The organism is Polaromonas sp. (assembly GCF_030689685.1).
GTDB lineage: Bacteria > Pseudomonadota > Gammaproteobacteria > Burkholderiales > Burkholderiaceae_C > Polaromonas.
On the sequence record NZ_JAUYEY010000021.1, the window covers coordinates 99,644 to 118,132 of the forward strand.

Sequence of the window (18,489 nt, forward strand, 5' to 3'; positions counted from 1 at the left end):
TACCATGGACAAACAAGGCCCCTTCATGCAGGACAAGATCAACGCGCTGATCGATGGCCAGTTGCCGGCAGACCAACAGGCCGAGGTGCTGGCACGGCTGACCAGTGACCCGGCCGCGCAGGACACCCACCAGGCCTGGCAGGCCCAGCGCGATGCTCTGCGCGCCCACTACAACCCGCTGCTCGACGAAGCGGTGCCCGACACCCTGCTGGCCGCTGCTACTCGCGTGCAACAGGGGCGTCAGCAATTGAACCAGTGGTGGCGCTGGGGTGGCATGGCGGCCGCGCTGATGCTGGCTTTTGGCGTGGGTTGGTTGTCGCATGGCCAACTTGACACGCAGGCCGGCCGGCAGATGGCGGGGGCCCCGGCGCTTTCGGCCCAGGCCTTTGTGCGCCAGGCCTCGCTTGCGCACGCGGTTTATTCCCCGGAAGTGCGCCATCCGGTAGAGGTGCCAGCCGCTCAGCAGGAGCATCTGGTGCAGTGGTTGTCCAAACGCCTGGGCAAACCCCTGAAGGTGCCGGTGCTGGCGACGCAAGGGTATGAGCTGGTCGGCGGCCGCTTGTTGCCCGGTGAAGCTGGGGCCCGTGCGCAATTCATGTTCCAGAATCCGGCGGGCGGGCGTGTCACGCTGTACTTGGGCGCGCTAGATGCCAATGCTGGAGCCTCAGCGGGCAGCAGCGAAACCGCTTTTCGCTACAGCGCCGACGGACCGGTGCCCTCGTTTTACTGGATGGACCAGGGCTTTGGTTATGCCTTGAGCGGCGCGGTGTCGCGCGACGAGCTGATGCAGCTAGCCGAGCTGGTGCACCAGCAGCGCTGATCTGCGGTTTTAAAGGTCGCGCAGCGGGTGCGTCTCGGCGGTCCAGGGACTGGCAAAAAACGCCTGGGTCATCGCCGGCTTGACGTCCTCGATACGCGCCGGGTTCCACTTCGGCGCGTAGTCTTTGTCGATGGCCAGCGCGCGTATGCCTTCGACGGTTTCACTGGCGGCACCGGAGTTCAGATGGAAGCAGTGATGCACGATGTCGCGCTCCATGCGCAGGTCGTCGGCCAGGCTCAGGGTCCTGGCGCGGCGGATCTGCTCCAGCGTGACATGGAGCATCAGCGGCGAGCGCTTGCGCAACAGGGCGCCTATTTTTCGGGCCGCTTCGTCGGGCGCGGCCTCCAGCGCATCCACCATGTGTTTCACCCGTGTGAGCGAAAAATATTGATCAAACTGGCCTCCAGCCCTTTCCGGACGGGCATAATTTGCTATTAAATCAGTAGCAATCCATGCGTCCACAGCGGCCGTTGAAACAAAAACCTGATCACCCAGTGTCTGCCACACGGCCGGCAAATCGGCGGCCGGCAGTTTGAGGTCGGCCAGCCCATAAGCCAGCGCCTCATCGCCGGTTATCACCACGCCGGTCAGCGCCAGGTACTCGCCGATGCTGCCGGGGCAACGGCTCAGGAAGTAACCACCGCCGACATCGGGGAACAGGCCGATGTTGGTTTCCGGCATGGCGAGCTTGCTGCGCTCGGTGACAATACGCACCCGCGCACCCTGGCTCAAACCCATGCCGCCGCCCATGACCACACCGTCCATGAAAGCGATGTAGGGCTTGGGGTAGTGGTGGATCAGGTGGTTAAGCTTGTATTCCTCGGTGAAAAAATCCTCGAGCGACGTGTCACCCGCCAGCGCCATCTGATGGAAAAAGCGAATGTCGCCGCCGGCCGAAAAACCGCCAAACAGCGCCTCGGGCGTGCCGGGTCGGCCGACCTTGTTGGTTCCGCGTATCGCCACCGCCAGAATGGCCGGGTCGCCCTGCCAGGCCGTCAGCGCTGCAGCCAGCTCACGCACCATGGACAGCGACAGCGCATTGAGCGCCTTGGGCCGGTTCAGGGTGATGAAGGCGACCTGGCCGCGTACCTCGGTCAGCACGTCCCCCGTCGTTTTTAGCCGATATGTCTGGTTCATGCTCTTTGTCTCCATCCCATCACTTCGTTAAGCACCAGTGCGGCTATGACCAGCAAGCCACCGCTGAGCACACTGGTGGCTGGCACCTCGCCGGCACCCAGCCAGGCCAGCAGGATGCCAAAAATAATTTCCAACAGCGCCAGCAACGCCATCTCGGGCGCTTTCAGCACGCGGGCGCAGATGACCGAGAGCACACAGGGAATGGCGAGCTGCACCAGCCCGAGCAATGCCAGCAAGCCCAGGTCCCGCCCGGTGGCGGCAAACGGAAAAGCCAGCGGCAAGGTCATCAGCGAGGAAATCGCCGCGCCCACCAGCACGGCCGGCACCAGGTCGATTTTTTCGCCATGCGCCTGGCTGCGCTGCACCACCGTCCAGTTCACGGCCGCAGCCATGGGCACCAGCAACGCCACCAGCGTGCCGGCGAACTGCCCCAAGCCGCCACCCAAGTTGATCTGGCTGCCATACATCCAGGCGATGCCCACCCCCGCCACGGCAATCGCCAACCAGGTACGCGGCGCGATACGGTGGCCGATAAAAACCCGTGCGATCAGCGCCGTCAGGAAAGGCCCGAGCGCCATCGTCACCAGCACGTTGGCCACGGTGGTCATGGTCAGCGCCAGCATGAAGGCGGTGAACATGATGCTCCAGCAAACGCCGGAGATCCACAGGAAGCGGCCTGCGTGGCGGATTTTGGTAAACACCTGGCGCCCCTGAAACATCGGCAGGATCACCAGCAACGACAGCAAGGTAAAAAAGCTGCGCCAGAAAGTCACCTCAAAGCTGCGTGCCGATTCGAGGTGACGCGTGACCACGCCGGCGATGGACCACATCAGCGTGATCGCGATCATGAGCAGTACGGCTTTGGAATGCGTGAGTTTCATGATGAAAGAAGTTCAGGCGATCATGTTCTACACAATTAAAGGCCGCTGGAGCAAGAGCGCGTAGCGGTCTGATCAAACGTTCAGCTCAGTCGCCGCCCCGCCCGATCCAGTCCAGCAGGGGCCGCGGGACTGGCTTTGCCAGACCGCAGGCGCAGCGGCCCCTTTTTTCCTGTGCAAGGGGCAGGGAGTTGCCGCAGGCTCGCAGTGAGCGACCGTGGGGGCTTTACTCACCGTGGGGGCCTACCTTCCAGCGCGCTTGCGCTCGCTTTCCGTCAGGTGGCGCTTGCGCAGACGCACCGACTTGGGCGTGATCTCGACCAGCTCGTCCTCCTCGATAAATTCAACGCCGTATTCCAGCGTCAGCTCGATAGGCGGCGTGATCTTGATCGCGTCTTCCTTGCCGGACACACGGAAGTTGGTCAGTTGCTTGGTACGCGTGGCATTGACCACCAAGTCATTGTCACGGCTGTGAATGCCGACAATCATGCCTTCATACACAGGGTCATTGGCGCGCACAAACATGCGGCCACGGTCGTCCAGCTTGCCCAGGGCGTAGGTGAAAATTTCACCTGCATCCATGGAAATCAGCACGCCTTGCTTGCGGCCGCCGATGTCGCCCTTGTGCGCCTCGTAGCTGTCGAAGATGTTGGAGATCAGGCCGGAGCCGCGCGTCAGGTTCAAAAATTCGTTGGTAAAACCAATCAGGCCACGCGCCGGAATGCGGTACTCCAGGCGCACGCGGCCACGGCCATCGGACTCCATGTTGACCAGGTCGCCCTTGCGCTCACCCAAAGCCTGCATCACGCCACCCTGGTGCTGTTCTTCAATATCGGCGGTAACCAGCTCGATCGGCTCGTGCTTCTCGCCATTGACTTCCTTCATCACGACGCGCGGCTTGGACACAGCCAGCTCAAAACCTTCGCGGCGCATGTTCTCCAGCAGAATGGTCAGGTGTAACTCGCCGCGGCCCATGACTTCAAAGATGCCTTCTTCGCCGGTTTCCTTGACGCGCAAGGCCACGTTGTGTTGCAGTTCTTTTTGCAGGCGGTCCCAGATCTGGCGGCTGGTGACGTACTTGCCTTCACGGCCTGCCAGCGGGCTGGTGTTGACGCAGAAGTTCATGGTCAGTGTCGGCTCATCGACCTTGAGCATGGGCAGCGGCATCGGATTGACCGGGTCGGTGATGGTCACGCCAATGCCGATGTCAGTCAGGCCGTTGATCAACACGATTTCTCCGGGGCCTGCGTCGGTGGTCTGCACACGTTCCAGGCCCTGGAAGGTCAGCACCTGGTTGATGCGGCCTTTGACAGCTTTGCCATCCGGGCCTTCCATGACCATCACGTCCATCATGGGCCTGACTGTGCCCTGGCTGATGCGCCCGACACCAATGCGCCCGACAAAAGTCGAAAAGTCGAGCGCAGAAATTTGCAGTTGCAGCGGCGCTTCAGGGTCGCCCTGCTGGTGCGGCACATGATCGAGGATGGTATTGAACAGGGCCGACATGTCGGGGCCCCACTGTTCATTCGGCGGGCCCTCAACGAGTGAAGACCAGCCGTTGATGCCCGAGGCGTAAACCACGGGAAAATCGAGCTGTTCATCGGTCGCGCCCAGCTTGTCGAACAGGTCGAAAGCGGCGTTGACCACGTAATCAGGGCGCGCACCGGGCTTGTCCACCTTGTTGACCACCAGAATGGGTTTGAGGCCCAGGGCCAGCGCCTTCTTGGTCACAAAGCGCGTCTGGGGCATGGGGCCTTCCTGCGCGTCAATCAGCAGCACCACACCATCAACCATCGACAGCGCACGCTCGACTTCACCGCCGAAGTCGGCGTGGCCGGGGGTGTCCACGATGTTGATGTGCGTGCCTTCCCAGGTCACGGCGCAGTTCTTGGCCAGAATCGTGATGCCCCGCTCTTTTTCGATGGCGTTGTTGTCCATCACGGTGTCGACTATTTTTTCGTGCTCGGCAAAGGTGCCGGACTGGCGCAGCAGCTGGTCGACCATGGTGGTCTTGCCGTGGTCAACGTGGGCGATGATGGCGATGTTGCGGATTTGTTTGTGACTCATGGTTGGCTTTCTAAAAACTTCAAATCGGTGGGGCTAAGCCATCGCGGCGCTGGCCGCAGGGCTGGAGGAAACGGGTGAGACGGGGCGGCGGGCAGCCAGCATGTCCTGGATTTCAATCGGGCTGAGCAGGCGGCTCGGAATCAGTTCATCGGCGGTGACATGGGCCGAGCCCAAAAACGCCGCAGGATCCGTGGCGAACACCTGCACCAGCTCGGCATCAGGCCCCCACTGGCCGGCATTGCCGCGGCGGCGCAGGCCGCTGAGAAAACGCCCAGCATCATCGACGCCCAATGTGACAAGGGGATAACTGGCAACCAGCGACTGCACCGGCAGCAGGCAGGCTTCGCGCTCGGCCTCGCTCATGGCTTCCAGTGCCGGCAGGCTCACGCACTGGCTGTCGGTAAATCCACCGGTTTCCAGCCGCCGCAGCGCGCCAAGGTGGGCACCGCAGCCAATGGCCTCTCCGATGTCTTCACCGAGTGTGCGGATGTAGGTGCCCTTGCTGCAGGATACTATGATTTTGATAGCTGCTTGCGCCCGTGGATCATGGGCTGGAGCCATATTTAGCGTATAAATGGTGATGTGGCGGGCGTCCCGCTCGACCTCCTGCCCCTTGCGCGCATATTCGTACAGCGCCTTGCCGTCTTTCTTGAGCGCCGAATACATGGGCGGCACCTGGGTCTGCGCACCCAGAAACCGCTGGGTCAGCTCTTCCAGCAGCGCGGGGGTAATGACGGGGACCGGGCGCGTTGCTATCACCTCGCCTTCGGCATCGGCGGTGCTGGTTTTCTGGCCCAACAGCAGCACGGCTTCGTAGGTTTTGTCGGCGTCAAGCTGGATCTGGCTGAACTTGGTGGCCGCGCCGAAACACAGGGGCAACACGCCGGTGGCCAGCGGGTCCAGCGTGCCGGTGTGGCCGGCCTTGTCGGCGCGCAGCAGCCACTTGGCCTTTTGCAGCGCCTGGTTGCTCGACTGGCCCAGCGGCTTGTCGAGCAGCAACACGCCATGTACGGGACGTCGCTGTATTTTCTGGCGGTGAAGGGGTGTTTGCGGCATAAACGTTTCGACAAGCTCAACGCGAACGGAAACAACCGTTCGCGGAAAGTACCGTTCACCCTGAGCCTGTCGAAGGGGAACGGTACGTTTCAGTCGTCCTGAGCGCGGGAGGAAACCGCCTTGGCAATCAAGGCGTTCATGTCGGCCGCACGCTCGGTGGTGCGGTCGAACTGAAAATGCAGCGTAGGCACCGTGTGGATCATCAGCTTTTTGAACAGGCCGTTGCGCAGGAAACCTGCCGCCTGGTTCAGCGCGGTTTCGCACTCGGTCGGGTCGCCGATCAACACGCTGAAAAACACCTTGGCATGCGCGTAATCGGCCGTGACCTCGACCGCCTGGATCGTGACCATGCCCACCCGCGGGTCCTTCAGCTCGCGCGCGATCAGCTCCGTCAGATCACGCTGGATCTGATCGGCAACGCGAAAACCGCGGTTCGGGGTGGATGATTTTTTACGCATAACTCAATGAGCCTGCCGGTCGGCTGGCTGCCCTTTCGGCAGGCAGCCGGCCTTGCGGCGATCAGACCTCCAGCGTCCTGGCCACTTCGCGGATTTCAAAGAACTCCAACATGTCGCCAACCTGGATGTCGTTGTAACCCTTGACGTTCAAGCCGCACTCAAAGCCTTCCTTGACTTCCTTGGCATCGTCCTTGAAACGCTTGAGCGAGTCGAGTTCACCGGTGAAGATGACCACGTTTTCGCGCAGCAGGCGCAGGCGCGCGGAGCGGCGGACCACACCGGCAGTGACCATACAGCCGGCAATCGAGCCGATCTTGCTGACCTTGAACACCTGGCGAATCTCGGCGGTACCGATGACTTCTTCCTTCTTGTCCGGCGTCAACATGCCCGACATCGCGGCGCGTAGCTCGTCCACAGCGTCGTAAATGATGTTGTAGTAACGAATCTCAACACCGTTGTTTTCAGCCTGCTTGCGGGCCTGGGCATCGGCGCGGGTGTTGAAACCTATCACCACCGCCTTGGACGCGATTGCCAGGTTGACGTCGGACTCGGAAATGCCACCGACACCGGAGTACACCAGTTGCACCTTGACCTCTTCGGTCGAGAGCTTGAGCAGCGACTGGGCCAGCGCTTCCTGCGAACCCTGCACATCCGCCTTGATGATGATGGGCAACATCTTGACCTCGCCGGCGCCGATGTCAGAGAACATGTTCTCCAGCTTGGACGCCTGCTGTTTGGCCAGCTTGGTGTTGCGGAACTTGCCGGCACGGTAGGTGGAGATTTCGCGGGCCCGGCGCTCGTCGAGCATGACCATGAACGCGTCACCGGCCTGCGGCACTTCCGTCAGGCCCTGGATTTCCACCGGAATCGACGGGCCTGCGGTCTTGATCGGCTTGCCGTTTTCGTCGAGCATGGCGCGCACGCGGCCAAAGGTCGAACCGGCCAGCACCACGTCGCCAGCTTTCAGCGTGCCGGCCTGCACCAGTACGGTGGCGACCGGGCCGCGGCCCTTGTCGAGGCGGGCTTCAATCACCAGGCCCTTGGCCAGCGCATTGACCGGCGCACGCAGCTCCAGCACCTCGGCCTGCAGCAGCACTTGCTCCAGCAGCGCGTCGATGCCGGCGCCTGTGTGGGCAGACACGCCAACAAAAGGCACATCGCCACCGAACTCTTCGGGAATCACTTCCTCAGTGACCAGTTCGCCCTTGACCCGTTCCATGTTGATGCAGGGCTTGTCAATCTTGTTGATCGCCACCACGATGGGCACGCCTGCCGCTTTCGCATGTTTGATGGCTTCCCGTGTCTGCGGCATCACGCCGTCGTCGGCCGCCACCACCAGGATCACAATGTCGGTCGCCTGGGCGCCGCGGGCACGCATGGCGGTGAAGGCTTCGTGGCCCGGCGTGTCCAGGAAGGACACCATGCCGCGTGGGGTTTCCACGTGGTAGGCGCCGATGTGCTGGGTGATGCCGCCGGCTTCGCCGGAGGCCACTTTAGCGGTGCGGATGTAATCGAGCAGCGAGGTCTTGCCGTGGTCGACGTGGCCCATGACGGTGACAACCGGCGCGCGCGGCAGCAGCTCGGCCTGCTGGCCCTGCACGTCTTCGTCGGCAAAAGCCTCCGGATCGTCCAGCGACGCGGTGACCGCCTTGTGGCCCATCTCTTCCACGACGATCATCGCGGTGTCCTGGTCCAGCGGCTGGTTGATGGTGACCATCTGGCCCAGCTTCATCAGGTGCTTGATCACCTCGGACGACTTGACGCTCATTTTGTGGGCGAGCTCGGCCACCGTGATGGTCTCTGGCACATGCACTTCAATGACTTTGAATTCAATCGGTGCCACAAAGTTGGACTCGGAACGCGAATCGCGGTCCGGTGTGCGGCGGCCGCGCGGGCCACCCCGGAAGTTGCCACGGCCCGGCACCACAGGTGCGCCACGGGTCTTGATTTCGCTTTTTTTCTTGGCTGCGTCGTCTTTCCAGGTCGAAGACAGATTCTCCGACTTGACTTCCTTTTTGCCTGCGGCACCAGCGGCTGCGGGCGCACCTGCGGCCACCGGTTTGACGGCGCCCGGCACCACGGCCGGCTTGTGCAGCGTACCTTTGATGGCAGCCTTGGGGTCGACATGGGGCACCAGGACGCGTTTGGGCGCGTTCATCATGGCGCGAATGCCGGCGGCCTCGGCCTCGGCTTTTTTGCGGCGGTCCTGCAAGTCCTGCGCCTTGACGGCATCGGCCTGGAATTCAGCGGTGGCTTTGGCTTTGGCTGCTGCCTGCACGGCGCTGGCTTGAGCCGCCTTGGCAGCCGCTTTTTCCGTCGCTGCCGCATCGTCGGCAGCGGGCACCTCGGCGGTCGCTGCTTTGGCAGCGGCTTTGCCTGCGGGCTTGGCCAGCTTGCTGGCAGCTTGGGCGCTGGCCTGTGCTGCCAGTTCTGCGGCCTCGCGCTCCTGCTGCTCGCGGGCCTGGTCCCTGGCGTCCTGCTCTTCGCGCAAGCGGCGTTTTTCTGACAGCTCTTCTTCCTGACGGCGCAGGAGCTCCGCATGGCGGCTGGCTTCCTCCTCGCGGCGAACAAGTTCAGCCTCATCGATCTGCGGCAACTGAGGCGCTTCCGGCATGGCGACTGTGTCGTCAGCAGGCTGCTCTGAGCTCTCATCACGCTTGACGAAAGTACGCTTCTTGCGAACCTCGACCTGAATGGTGCGGGCACGGCCAGTGGCGTCCGCCTGCTTGATCTCGCTGGTGGACTTCTTGACCAGGGTGATTTTTTTGCGCTCGGCGCTGGCGGTGCCGTGGCTCGCCTGCAAATAACTCAGCAGCTTTTGCTTGTCGGACTCGGACAGGTGGTCATCGGCTTGCGCCTTGGCAACACCGGCACTGGTCAATTGCTCGATCAGTGTGGCGGTGGGTTTATTCAGTTCAGCTGCGAATTCAGCGACGGTAGTGGTACTGGACATATGTTTTTTTCCTGCTGGCCTCCATGATCATTGCTCTTTGGGCGCGAGGTCTGCACTTGCAGGCTCAGCGGCAGCGGCAGGCTCGGCAGCTTCATCGGTGAACCAATGGGCGCGGGCGGTCATGATCAGGGCTTTGGCTTCGTCCTCGGACTGGCCGGTGATCTCGGTTAATTCATCGACCGCCAGATCGGCCAGGTCGTCACGGGTGTTGACACCCGCCTCAGTCAGCTTGGCAATCAGCTCAGGGCTCAAGCCGTTCACGTCGCGCAGATTCTGCGAGACACCCTCGGCGTTTTCTTCCTTGGCGATTTCCATGGTCAGGAGGGCATCTTTGGCGCGTGTACGCAGCTCGTTGACAGTGTCCTCGTCGAAGGACTCGATCTCCAGCATCTCCTGCAGCGGCACATAAGCCACTTCTTCAAGGCTGGTGAAGCCTTCGGAGATCAGGATGTCAGCGATTTCCTCGTCCACATCGAGTTTTTCCATGAACAGCTTGCGGCTGGTATCGGTTTCCAGCGACTGCTTTTCAGCCGACTCGTCGGCCGTCATGATGTTGATCTTCCAGCCAGTCAGCTCGGCGGCCAGGCGCACGTTCTGGCCACCACGGCCGATGGAGATCGCGAGGTTTTCCTCATCGACCACCACGTCCATGGCGTGGCGCTCTTCATCGACCACGATGGACGACACATTGGCCGGGGCCAGCGCACCAATCACAAACTGGGCAGGGTCTTCGCTCCACAGCACGATGTCGACACGTTCGCCAGCCAGCTCGTTGGTCACGCCGTTGACGCGGGTGCCACGCACACCGACGCAGGTGCCAATCGGATCGACACGCTTGTCGTGCGACAACACGGCAATCTTGGCGCGCGAGCCCGGGTCGCGGGCGCAGGATTTGATCTCCAGCAGGCCTTGTTCAATCTCGGGCACTTCCTGGCGGAACAGCTCGATCATGTATTCGGGCGAGGTGCGCGACAGGATGATGGGCGCGCCCCGCAAGGTGGTGTCGACTTCCATGATCATGGCGCGGACGCGGTCGCCGGAGCGCAGGTTTTCTTTGGGGATCATGTCGCTGCGGCGCAGGCGGCCTTCAACACGGCCGGACTCGACAATGATGTCGCCCTTGTCCATGCGCTTGACGGTGCCGACAAAAATCTTGTCGCCGCGCGACATGAAGTCGTTGAGCAGCATTTCGCGCTCGGCATCGCGGATTTTCTGCAGGATGACCTGCTTGGCCGCTTGCGCGCCAATGCGGCCAATGGGCAGGCTTTCGACCGGTTTTTCGATGAAGTCGCCCTCTTCGATGTCGGCGATCTCGTCGCGCGCATCGCTGACCAGCTCTTCGGCTTCGGGATTTTGCAGGCCGGCTTCGTCGGGAACGACCAGCCAGCGGCGGAAAGTTTCGTAGTTGCCACTGTCGCGGTCAACCGCAACGCGGATGTCCACTTCGCCCGCATACACCTTCTTGGTCGCGGAGGCGAGCGCGAGCTCGACCGCGCCGAAGACGACGTCACGTTCAACATTTTTCTCACGCGAGATGGCATCAACTAACATCAACAGTTCGCGATTCATTTCACAAGCCTGCCTTTCCTTTTTATATCTCTGTTGCGGGCGGGCTTTTCGGCCGGCGCCCCTTGAAGTCAACCACAGGCGCCAACCGCGCCTGTGCAATCTCATCGAGTGTGAAACCCATTGCCTGCAGCGGCGCGGGAACCCTGTTCTTGCTCACCTTCACGCCGGGTTTGACGGCGGGCTCTTCGCTCCAAACAATCTGCCAACCCGATGCCGCACGCTCAAGCGTGCCGCGAAATTTCTTGCGGCTGGCCGCGATGCCTGATCCGGCCGCAGCCGCAGAACCGATCGCCGCCTTCAGCGTGATGTCTACCAGCTCGCCGGCAAACCGCACAAAATCCTTTTCACTGCGCAGCGGCCGGTCTATGCCCGGCGAGCTCACCTCAAGCCGGGAATAGGCCGCGCCTTCAACTTCGAGCACAAACTGCAATTGGCGCGTGACCTTCTCGCAGTCTTCCGCATTGATGAACTGTTGGGGCACGCCTTCCACCTGCGGCTGGTCAATCGTCACACGCAGCAAACCACCGCTGGTACGCTCGATGTCCACCAGCTCGTAACCCAGTCCCGTGACGGTCTGCTCAATCGTTTCGTGTAAGGCCATTCAGTGCTGATGTCGCTTTGCCGGCTTCTCAAAAAAATCAGTTTGCAAAAACAAACGCCCAAAAAAAATGGGCGGTGAAAACCCGCCCAGTTGGTCGTGAAGTGCATATTCTACCCCGATGCGCCTGCCTGTGCAAGCAGTTTGCATGCCCGTAGCCAGTGACGGCCACTGTGGTGGCGGATCGGGCAAGAGAAATGATTAATTTGCTTTATCTGCTTTGGACGCGCAAATTCGCCAAAACTGATTTTTGCTATCAATCCTGTGCTGCCACCAAGATGCGGGTGTAGGGATGCGCCGGCCGGTCCAGAACCTGGTCCACTGGTCCCGTTTCCAGCACTTCGCCGTTCTTCATGACCATCACCTCATGCGCCATGGCGCGGATCACATCCACGTCGTGGGTGATCAGCAAATAGCTCAGGCCGCGCTCGCGCTGCAACTTTTGCAGCAGTTGCAGCACCTGCTTCTGGATCGTCACGTCGAGCGCGCTGGTTGGCTCGTCGAGCACCAGCAACTGCGGCTGCACAATCAGCGCGCGGGCAATCGCCAGCCGCTGGCGCTGCCCGCCTGAAAATTCATGCGGGTAACGCTGCAGCAGACCGGGAAAATACTGCCCCCGCGCGCCCTCACTACGTGTAGCTTGCTGCCCCCCAAGGAGGTGCTTTTCGTCTTGGGACGGCCCGGCGACGAAACTCTGCGCCTCGCCCATGCCGACATCGGCCAGCGCCGCGATCACCCGTTCGCGCCGGTCCGCCGCCGACAGGCCGGGCTCATGCACCAGCAGGCCCTCGCCGACGATCTCTTCAACCGTCATGCGCGGCGACAGCGAGGAAAACGGGTCCTGAAACACCACCTGCACCCGCCGGCGGATCGCCTGGTTGCCAGCGGCGTCCGGGCCCCAGCGCCGACCCATGGCCTGCAGCTCGCCGCTGTACGGTATCAGCCCCAAGGCGGCCAGCGCCAAGGTGGACTTGCCGGAACCTGATTCGCCCACAATGCCCAAGGTGCGGCCGGGCGGCACGCTGAAATTGGCGCCCTTGACGGCGACGAACTCACCCTTGCGAAACCAGCCGCGCACGCCAGGAATCGGCACGGCGTAGCCGACACGCAATCCGTTGGCGCGCATCACTGGCGACCCACTGGCTGCAGCGGTCTGCGCGACCACATCGCGTGCCGGCCGGCTGTCGATCAACTTGCGGGTATAGGCATGTTGCGGGTCGGTGAACACGCACGCTACCGCGCCCTCTTCCACCAGATGGCCATCTTCCATCACCGCCACCCGGTCGGCAAATTTGCGCACCAGGTTCAGGTCATGCGTGATCATCAACACCGCCATGCCGGTCTGGCGCTGCAGGTCCGACAGCAGCTCCAGGATCTGGATGCGCAGGGTGACGTCGAGCGCTGTCGTCGGTTCGTCGGCCAGCAGCAGGCGTGGCCGACAGGCCAGCGCCATCGCGATCATGGCGCGCTGGCGTTGCCCGCCCGACAACTGGTGCGGAAAGGACTGCGCCCGGCGCGCGGGTTCGGGAATGCCAGTGGCGGCCAGCGCTTCAATGGCGGCGTCCCAAGCCTGGCGTTTGCTCAGGGCCTGCTTGAGTTCCAGCACTTCGGCGATCTGGTCGCCCACGGAGAACAGCGGATTCAGGGCCGTCATCGGCTCCTGGAAGATCATCGCGACCTCATCGCCGCGAATACCGCGCAGCGCGCGCTCTGAAATTGATAGCAGGTCACGCTGACCGAGCGCCGACGGGCCACCCCTAGGCGCAAGAGCCCCCTCGGGGGGCAGCGAAGCGTGGGGGCCCAGTTGTTGGGGCCCAGGGCCAAAAAGGCTTGCAGAACCGGTGATCTCGGCGTTTTGCACCAAACGCAGCAGGGCAAGCGCCGTCACCGTCTTGCCGGAGCCCGATTCACCGACCAGCGCCAGTTTTTCGCCCGGTGCGATGCTGAAGTTGACGCCGTGGACAACTTCCTTGCCGCCGAAAGCGACGCGCAGGTCCCGGACTTGCAGCAGCGGATGTGTCATCGGTCGGCCTTGCGTGGATCCAGCGCATCACGCAGTGCATCCCCCATGAAGGTCAACAGCAGCAGCGTCGTCACCAGCACCGCAAAGGTGGACAGCGAAATCCACCAGGCGTCGATGTTGTTCTTGCCCTGGCTCAGCAACTCGCCCAGCGAGGGCGTGCCGGGCGGCACACCCAGCCCGAGGAAGTCCAGCGAGGTCAGCGCCAGAATGGCGGCACTCATGCGAAACGGCAGAAAGGTCACCACCGGCGTCATGCTGTTGGGCAGGATATGCCGCCACATGATGCGGCTGTTGCCGACGCCGAGCGCACGCGCGGCGCGCACATAGTCCATCTGCCGATTCCGCAGAAACTCGGCGCGCACATAGTCTGACAAACCCATCCAGCCGAACAGGCTCAGCAAAATCAGCAGCAGCGCCACGCTGGGCGTGAAGATGGCGCTGAATATGATCAGCAGGTAGAGCTCGGGCATGGCGCTCCAGATCTCGATGAAACGCTGGAAGGCCAGGTCGGTCTTGCCCGCGAAGTAACCCTGCACCGCCCCGGCCAGGATGCCCAGCACAGTGCCGATAGCCGTCAGCGCCAGGCCAAACAGTACGCTGACGCGAAAGCCGTACAGCAGTTGCGCCAGCAGGTCGCGTCCGCGGTCGTCGGTGCCCAGCCAGTTGTCGGCCGTGGGCGCCGCTGGGCTGGGCGATTTGGCAAAGTAGTTCAGCGTTTTGGGACCATAGGGATTGAGGGCGTAAATCGCCCAGTTGCCGCCGCTGGTGATGCGCTCGCGGATGAAGGGGTCCAGATAGTCCGCCGGCGTCGGAAAGTCGCCGCCAAAGGTCTGCTCGGAGTAGTCCTTGACGATGGGGAAATAAGTCGTGCCCTCGTAGCGCATGACCAGCGGCCGGTCGTTGGACAGCACCTCGGCGAACAGGCTGAGCACCACCATGATGGAGAACAGCACCAGGCTCCAGAACCCGAGCGGATTCCGTCGGAACCGACGCCACGCGCGCCGTGAAGGTGAAGCCCCCACACTTGTCACTGCGTGTACTTCGCTGCCCCCCGAGGGGGCTAATTTTCCTAGGGGCGGCCCCTCGGAAAATTGTTCGCTGTGTGGGTCTTTAATCAAACTTCACCCTCGGGTCAACCCAGACATAACAAAGGTCACTGATCAGCTTGGTCACCAGCCCGATCAAGGTGAACAGGTAGAGCGTGCCCAGCACCACCGGGTAGTCGCGCCGGATCACGCTTTCGTAGCTCAGCAGGCCCAGCCCGTCGAGCGAAAACAGGGTTTCGATCAACAGCGAACCGGTGAAAAAGGCGCCGATGAAGGCCCCTGGAAACCCGGTGATGATGGGGATCAGCGCGTTGCGGAACACGTGCTTCCACATCACCTTGTTTTCGTCCAGGCCCTTGGCCCGCGCCGTCAGCACGTACTGCTTGCGGATTTCTTCGAGGAAGGCGTTTTTGGTGAGCATGGCGGTGACCGCAAAACTGCCAAACACCATGGCGGTGACCGGCAGCGCGATATGCCAGAGATAGTCCACCACCTTCGCCGCCCAGCTCAGTTCATCCCAGTTCGGCGAGGTCAGCCCGCGCAGCGGAAACCACTGCAGTTGCCCACCGAAGATCACCAGCAGCGCCACGCCGAGCACAAAACCCGGAATCGCATAACCGACCAGGATCAGCAAGGTGGTGACCAGATCGAAGCGCGAGCCCGCCCGCACCGCCTTGGCCACGCCCAGCGGTACCGCCACGCCGTAACTGATGAAGAAGGTCCACAGGCCCAGGCTGATGGATACCGGCAGCTTCTCCACGATCAGGCTCCAGACATCCTTGTTCTGAAAAAAGCTTTTGCCCAGGTCAAAGCGCGCAAATTGCCCGAGCATCTGCAGCAGCCGTTCATGCGCCGGCTTGTCGAAGCCGTACAGCGCCTTGATCTGCTCGATACGCTTCGGGTCCACGCCCTGGTTCCCGCGGTAACTGGAGCCGCCTGACTCCACGCCGCTGAGGCCCTTGGTTTCGGCCATGTACTGTTCGACCGGCCCGCCGGGCACGAACTGGATCACGGCGAAGGTGATCAGCAGCACACCCAGCAAGGTCGGAATCATCAGCAACAGGCGTTTAAGAATGTAGGCGAACATGGCTTAACGCCCTTCTTTCGGCGGCACGCGGGCCCACCAGTAGCCCATGACCCAGGCCTCGCCACCCGCGTAGGGCGGCATCGGCGACTTGAAGGCCAGCCGCCAGGCGTTGTAGGCCATGCGGTGCGAGGTCAGTGTCCACTGGGGAATCAGGTAGTGGCTGTGCATGATCACGCGGTCCAACGCGCGGCAGGCCGGCACCAGTTCGGCCTTGCTGGTGGCGCCGACAGCGGCCGCGACCAGCGCGTCCACTACAGGGCTTTTGACGCCCATGAAATTGCCGGAGTTTTCGGTATCGGCCGCCTTGCTGCCAAAAACATCGGCCAGTTGCTGGCCCGGGTCGTGCGAGCCGGGGAAATTGATGGTCGTCACGTCGAACTCGAACTTGTCCAGACGCTGCTGGTACAGCGCGAAGTCCACCGGTGAAAAACGCAGCACCACTCCAAGCTTTTCCAGGTTGCGCATCCAGGGCGCGATGGTGCGCACGCCACCTTCGCGGCTGTCCAGGTATTCGAGCACCATGGCCTCGCCTTTGGTGTTGCGCAGCGCGCCGTCCTTGAACGCCCAGCCGGCATCCTTGAGCAGTGTCTGCGCGCGCCGCAGGTTGGCGCGCAGCGACTGGCCCTGCCCTTCGGTTTTCGGCGGTTCGTACATGGGGCCGAACACGGCTTCGGGCACCTTGCCGCGCCAGCGTTCCAGCAGTGCCAGCTCTTGCGGCGACGGCGTGCCGGTCGCAGCGCAATCGGTGTTGCCAAACAGGTCACGCACACGCGGGTAGCCGTTGTAAAACATCTGGCGGTTCATCCACTCGTAGTCCAGGGCCAGACCCAGCGCCTCCCGCACGCGCCGGTCGGACAGGTGCGGGCGACGGCTGTTGAGCACATAACTCTGGAAGCCCGCCGGCTGCTTGTGGTCAAACGCTTGCCGCACCAGTTCGCCACTGTCAAAACGTCGCCCGTTGACGCGACGGGCCCAGTCGCCGGCCGAATAAAACGTCATCATGTCGAACTCAGCGGCCTTCAGCGCTTCCAGCCGCGCGGTGTTGTCCTTGTAGATCTTGACGGTGATGCGGTCAAAGTTGTTGCTGCCACGGCGCACCGGCAGCTCACGGCCCCAGTAGGCCGCATCGCGCACATAGCTGATGTCTTTGCCGAAACGCACCGGGCCTATCTTGTAGGGCCCGCTGCCGATGGGAATGTCCATCACCACCTCGTCAAAACGCTTGGCCTTGTCGTTTTCCACGCCCCAGGCACGGCTGAACACCGGCAGGCCGCCGACCGTCAGCGGCAGTTCGCGGTTCGGTTTTTTGAAACGGAAACGCACGGTCTGCGCATCAATGACGTCGCAGCCGGCCACGTCTTCCAGCAGCGACTTGTAAGCGGGGCTCACGTACGGGCCGATCAGGGTGTCGTAGCTGTGTTTGACATCGGCTGCTTCCACCGGCATGCCGTTGTGGAAACGTGCTTCGCGGCGAATCCTGAAAGTCACGCTCAGGCGATCTGGGGCCACCGTCACGTCCTCGGCCAGCAGGCCGTAGCCCGAGGCGGTTTCGTCCATGGAGCCGGTCAGCAGCGAGTCGAACATCAGGGCAGACAGGTAGGCCGGCGCCGAGCCCTTGATGGTGAAGGGGTTGTACTTGTCGAAGGTGGACAGGCGCTGGTTGCTGACCAGCCGCAGCTCGCCGCCCTTGGGCGCGGCAGGGTCGGCGTAGTCGAAGGCGGTGAAGCCGGCAGGGTACTTGAGGTCGTCCCACAAGGCATAACCATGGGCTGCCCAAGTCGGGCCGGCACCGAGGAAAAGGCCCATCAGGCACAGCGATTGCATGAAAATCCTCATGCGACAATTCTGCATCAACTCTCACTGGAAACTCTCATGGGCTTTTTGACCGGCAAAAAATTACTGATCACGGGCGTGTTGTCCAACCGCTCCATCGCCTATGGCATTGCCAAGGCCTGCCACGCCCAGGGCGCCGAGCTGGCTTTCAGCTACGTTGGCGAGCGTTTCAAGGAGCGCATCACCGAATTTGCCGCCGACTTTGGCTCCACACTGATTTTTGACTGCGACGTGGGTGACGACGCGCAAATCGACAAGCTGTTTGCCGACCTGTCCGCCACCTGGCCGACCTTTGACGGCTTTGTGCACAGCATAGGTTTTGCACCGCGTGAGGCGATTGCCGGTGATTTTCTGGACGGCCTCTCGCGCGAAAGCTTCAGAATTGCGCACGACATCAGCGCCTACAGCTTTCCGGCCATGGCCAAGGCGGCCCTGCCCTTTCTCAACCCAAATTCGGCCCTGCTGACCCTGACTTATCTGGGCGGCGTGCGCACTGTGCCCCACTACAACACCATGGGCCTGGCCAAGGCCAGCCTGGAGTCGTCGGTGCGTTATCTGGCCGAGTCGCTGGGCAAAAAAGGCACAGGCCTGCGGGTCAACGGCATCAGCGCCGGCCCCATCAAAACCCTGGCCGCCAGCGGCATCAAGGATTTCGGCAAGATCTTGCGCGGCGTCGCCGAGGCGTCGCCGATACGCCGCAACGTGACGATTGAAGACGTTGGCAACGTCGCCGCCTTCCTGCTCAGCGATATGGCGGCCGGCGTCAGCGCAGAAATCATGTATGTGGATGGCGGCTTCAGCCACGTGGTGGGCGGGCTGGGTGAGCCAACTGAAGCCGGTTGAGCGTTGCCAGCGCCCGGCGTGTCGCCGATTCGCTATGCTTTTGGTAGCTGCTCACGCCCGCCCCTGTTGGGCCAGGGTCTGAAAAGGCTTGTAAAAATGGGGCATCAAGCTGCCGTACAGC

General features: G+C 62.3%; 14 protein-coding genes. 2 read left to right on the forward strand and 12 right to left on the reverse strand.

From position 1 onward, the window contains the following. Positions 1 to 4: 4 nt before the first annotated feature. Positions 5 to 820, forward strand: coding sequence for an anti-sigma factor (locus Q8O29_RS05570; RefSeq protein WP_305561062.1), 816 nt, complete (start codon positions 5 to 7; stop codon positions 818 to 820). 9 nt (positions 821 to 829) lie between these two features. Here the strand turns inward: Q8O29_RS05570 and Q8O29_RS05575 are convergent, their stop codons facing one another. The 12 genes from Q8O29_RS05575 to Q8O29_RS05630 all read right to left on the reverse strand — a co-directional run bounded on the left by Q8O29_RS05575 (position 830) and on the right by Q8O29_RS05630 (position 17,528). Continuing rightward, positions 830 to 1,957 carry an enoyl-CoA hydratase/isomerase family protein gene (locus Q8O29_RS05575; protein WP_305561063.1) on the reverse strand — a complete coding sequence of 376 codons (1,128 nt, stop codon included), beginning with the start codon at positions 1,955 to 1,957 and terminating at the stop codon, positions 830 to 832. Further along, positions 1,954 to 2,838 carry a DMT family transporter gene (locus Q8O29_RS05580; protein ID WP_305561064.1) on the reverse strand — a complete coding sequence of 295 codons (885 nt, stop codon included), beginning with the start codon at positions 2,836 to 2,838 and terminating at the stop codon, positions 1,954 to 1,956. The genes Q8O29_RS05575 and Q8O29_RS05580 overlap by 4 nt, the downstream gene beginning before the upstream one ends. A 240-nt stretch (positions 2,839 to 3,078) precedes the next feature. Next, positions 3,079 to 4,902, reverse strand: a complete 1,824-nt coding sequence (typA, locus tag Q8O29_RS05585; protein ID WP_305561065.1) for a translational GTPase TypA — start codon at positions 4,900 to 4,902, stop codon at positions 3,079 to 3,081. Between the two features lie 33 nt (positions 4,903 to 4,935). Then, positions 4,936 to 5,958 carry a tRNA pseudouridine(55) synthase TruB gene (gene truB, locus Q8O29_RS05590; protein WP_305561066.1) on the reverse strand — a complete coding sequence of 341 codons (1,023 nt, stop codon included), beginning with the start codon at positions 5,956 to 5,958 and terminating at the stop codon, positions 4,936 to 4,938. An 89-nt stretch (positions 5,959 to 6,047) separates the two neighbouring features. Beyond that, complete coding sequence (gene rbfA, locus Q8O29_RS05595; protein WP_296922700.1) at positions 6,048 to 6,416, reverse strand: 30S ribosome-binding factor RbfA; 369 nt, start codon at positions 6,414 to 6,416, stop codon at positions 6,048 to 6,050. 61 nt (positions 6,417 to 6,477) lie between these two features. Further along, positions 6,478 to 9,369, reverse strand: coding sequence for a translation initiation factor IF-2 (gene infB / locus Q8O29_RS05600; protein WP_305561067.1), 2,892 nt, complete (start codon positions 9,367 to 9,369; stop codon positions 6,478 to 6,480). A gap of 27 nt (positions 9,370 to 9,396) precedes the next feature. Continuing rightward, positions 9,397 to 10,938: a transcription termination factor NusA gene (gene nusA / locus Q8O29_RS05605; RefSeq protein ID WP_305561068.1), complete on the reverse strand. Its 1,542-nt coding sequence runs from the start codon at positions 10,936 to 10,938 to the stop codon at positions 9,397 to 9,399. 22 nt (positions 10,939 to 10,960) lie between these two features. Next, positions 10,961 to 11,539, reverse strand: a complete 579-nt coding sequence (gene rimP / locus Q8O29_RS05610; RefSeq protein WP_305561069.1) for a ribosome maturation factor RimP — start codon at positions 11,537 to 11,539, stop codon at positions 10,961 to 10,963. A 253-nt stretch (positions 11,540 to 11,792) separates the two neighbouring features. Beyond that, positions 11,793 to 13,559 carry an ABC transporter ATP-binding protein gene (locus Q8O29_RS05615; RefSeq protein ID WP_305561070.1) on the reverse strand — a complete coding sequence of 589 codons (1,767 nt, stop codon included), beginning with the start codon at positions 13,557 to 13,559 and terminating at the stop codon, positions 11,793 to 11,795. Further along, positions 13,556 to 14,590 carry an ABC transporter permease gene (locus Q8O29_RS05620; protein WP_305561071.1) on the reverse strand — a complete coding sequence of 345 codons (1,035 nt, stop codon included), beginning with the start codon at positions 14,588 to 14,590 and terminating at the stop codon, positions 13,556 to 13,558. The genes Q8O29_RS05615 and Q8O29_RS05620 overlap by 4 nt, the downstream gene beginning before the upstream one ends. A gap of 79 nt (positions 14,591 to 14,669) precedes the next feature. Then, positions 14,670 to 15,692, reverse strand: coding sequence for a microcin C ABC transporter permease YejB (locus tag Q8O29_RS05625; RefSeq protein ID WP_305561072.1), 1,023 nt, complete (start codon positions 15,690 to 15,692; stop codon positions 14,670 to 14,672). 3 nt (positions 15,693 to 15,695) lie between these two features. Beyond that, complete coding sequence (locus Q8O29_RS05630) at positions 15,696 to 17,528, reverse strand: extracellular solute-binding protein (RefSeq protein WP_305561073.1); 1,833 nt, start codon at positions 17,526 to 17,528, stop codon at positions 15,696 to 15,698. Positions 17,529 to 17,564: 36 nt separating this feature from the next. Between Q8O29_RS05630 and fabI the strand changes: the two genes are divergently transcribed. Further along, positions 17,565 to 18,368: an enoyl-ACP reductase FabI gene (fabI, locus tag Q8O29_RS05635; protein WP_305561074.1), complete on the forward strand. Its 804-nt coding sequence runs from the start codon at positions 17,565 to 17,567 to the stop codon at positions 18,366 to 18,368. Positions 18,369 to 18,489: the final 121 nt, after the last annotated feature.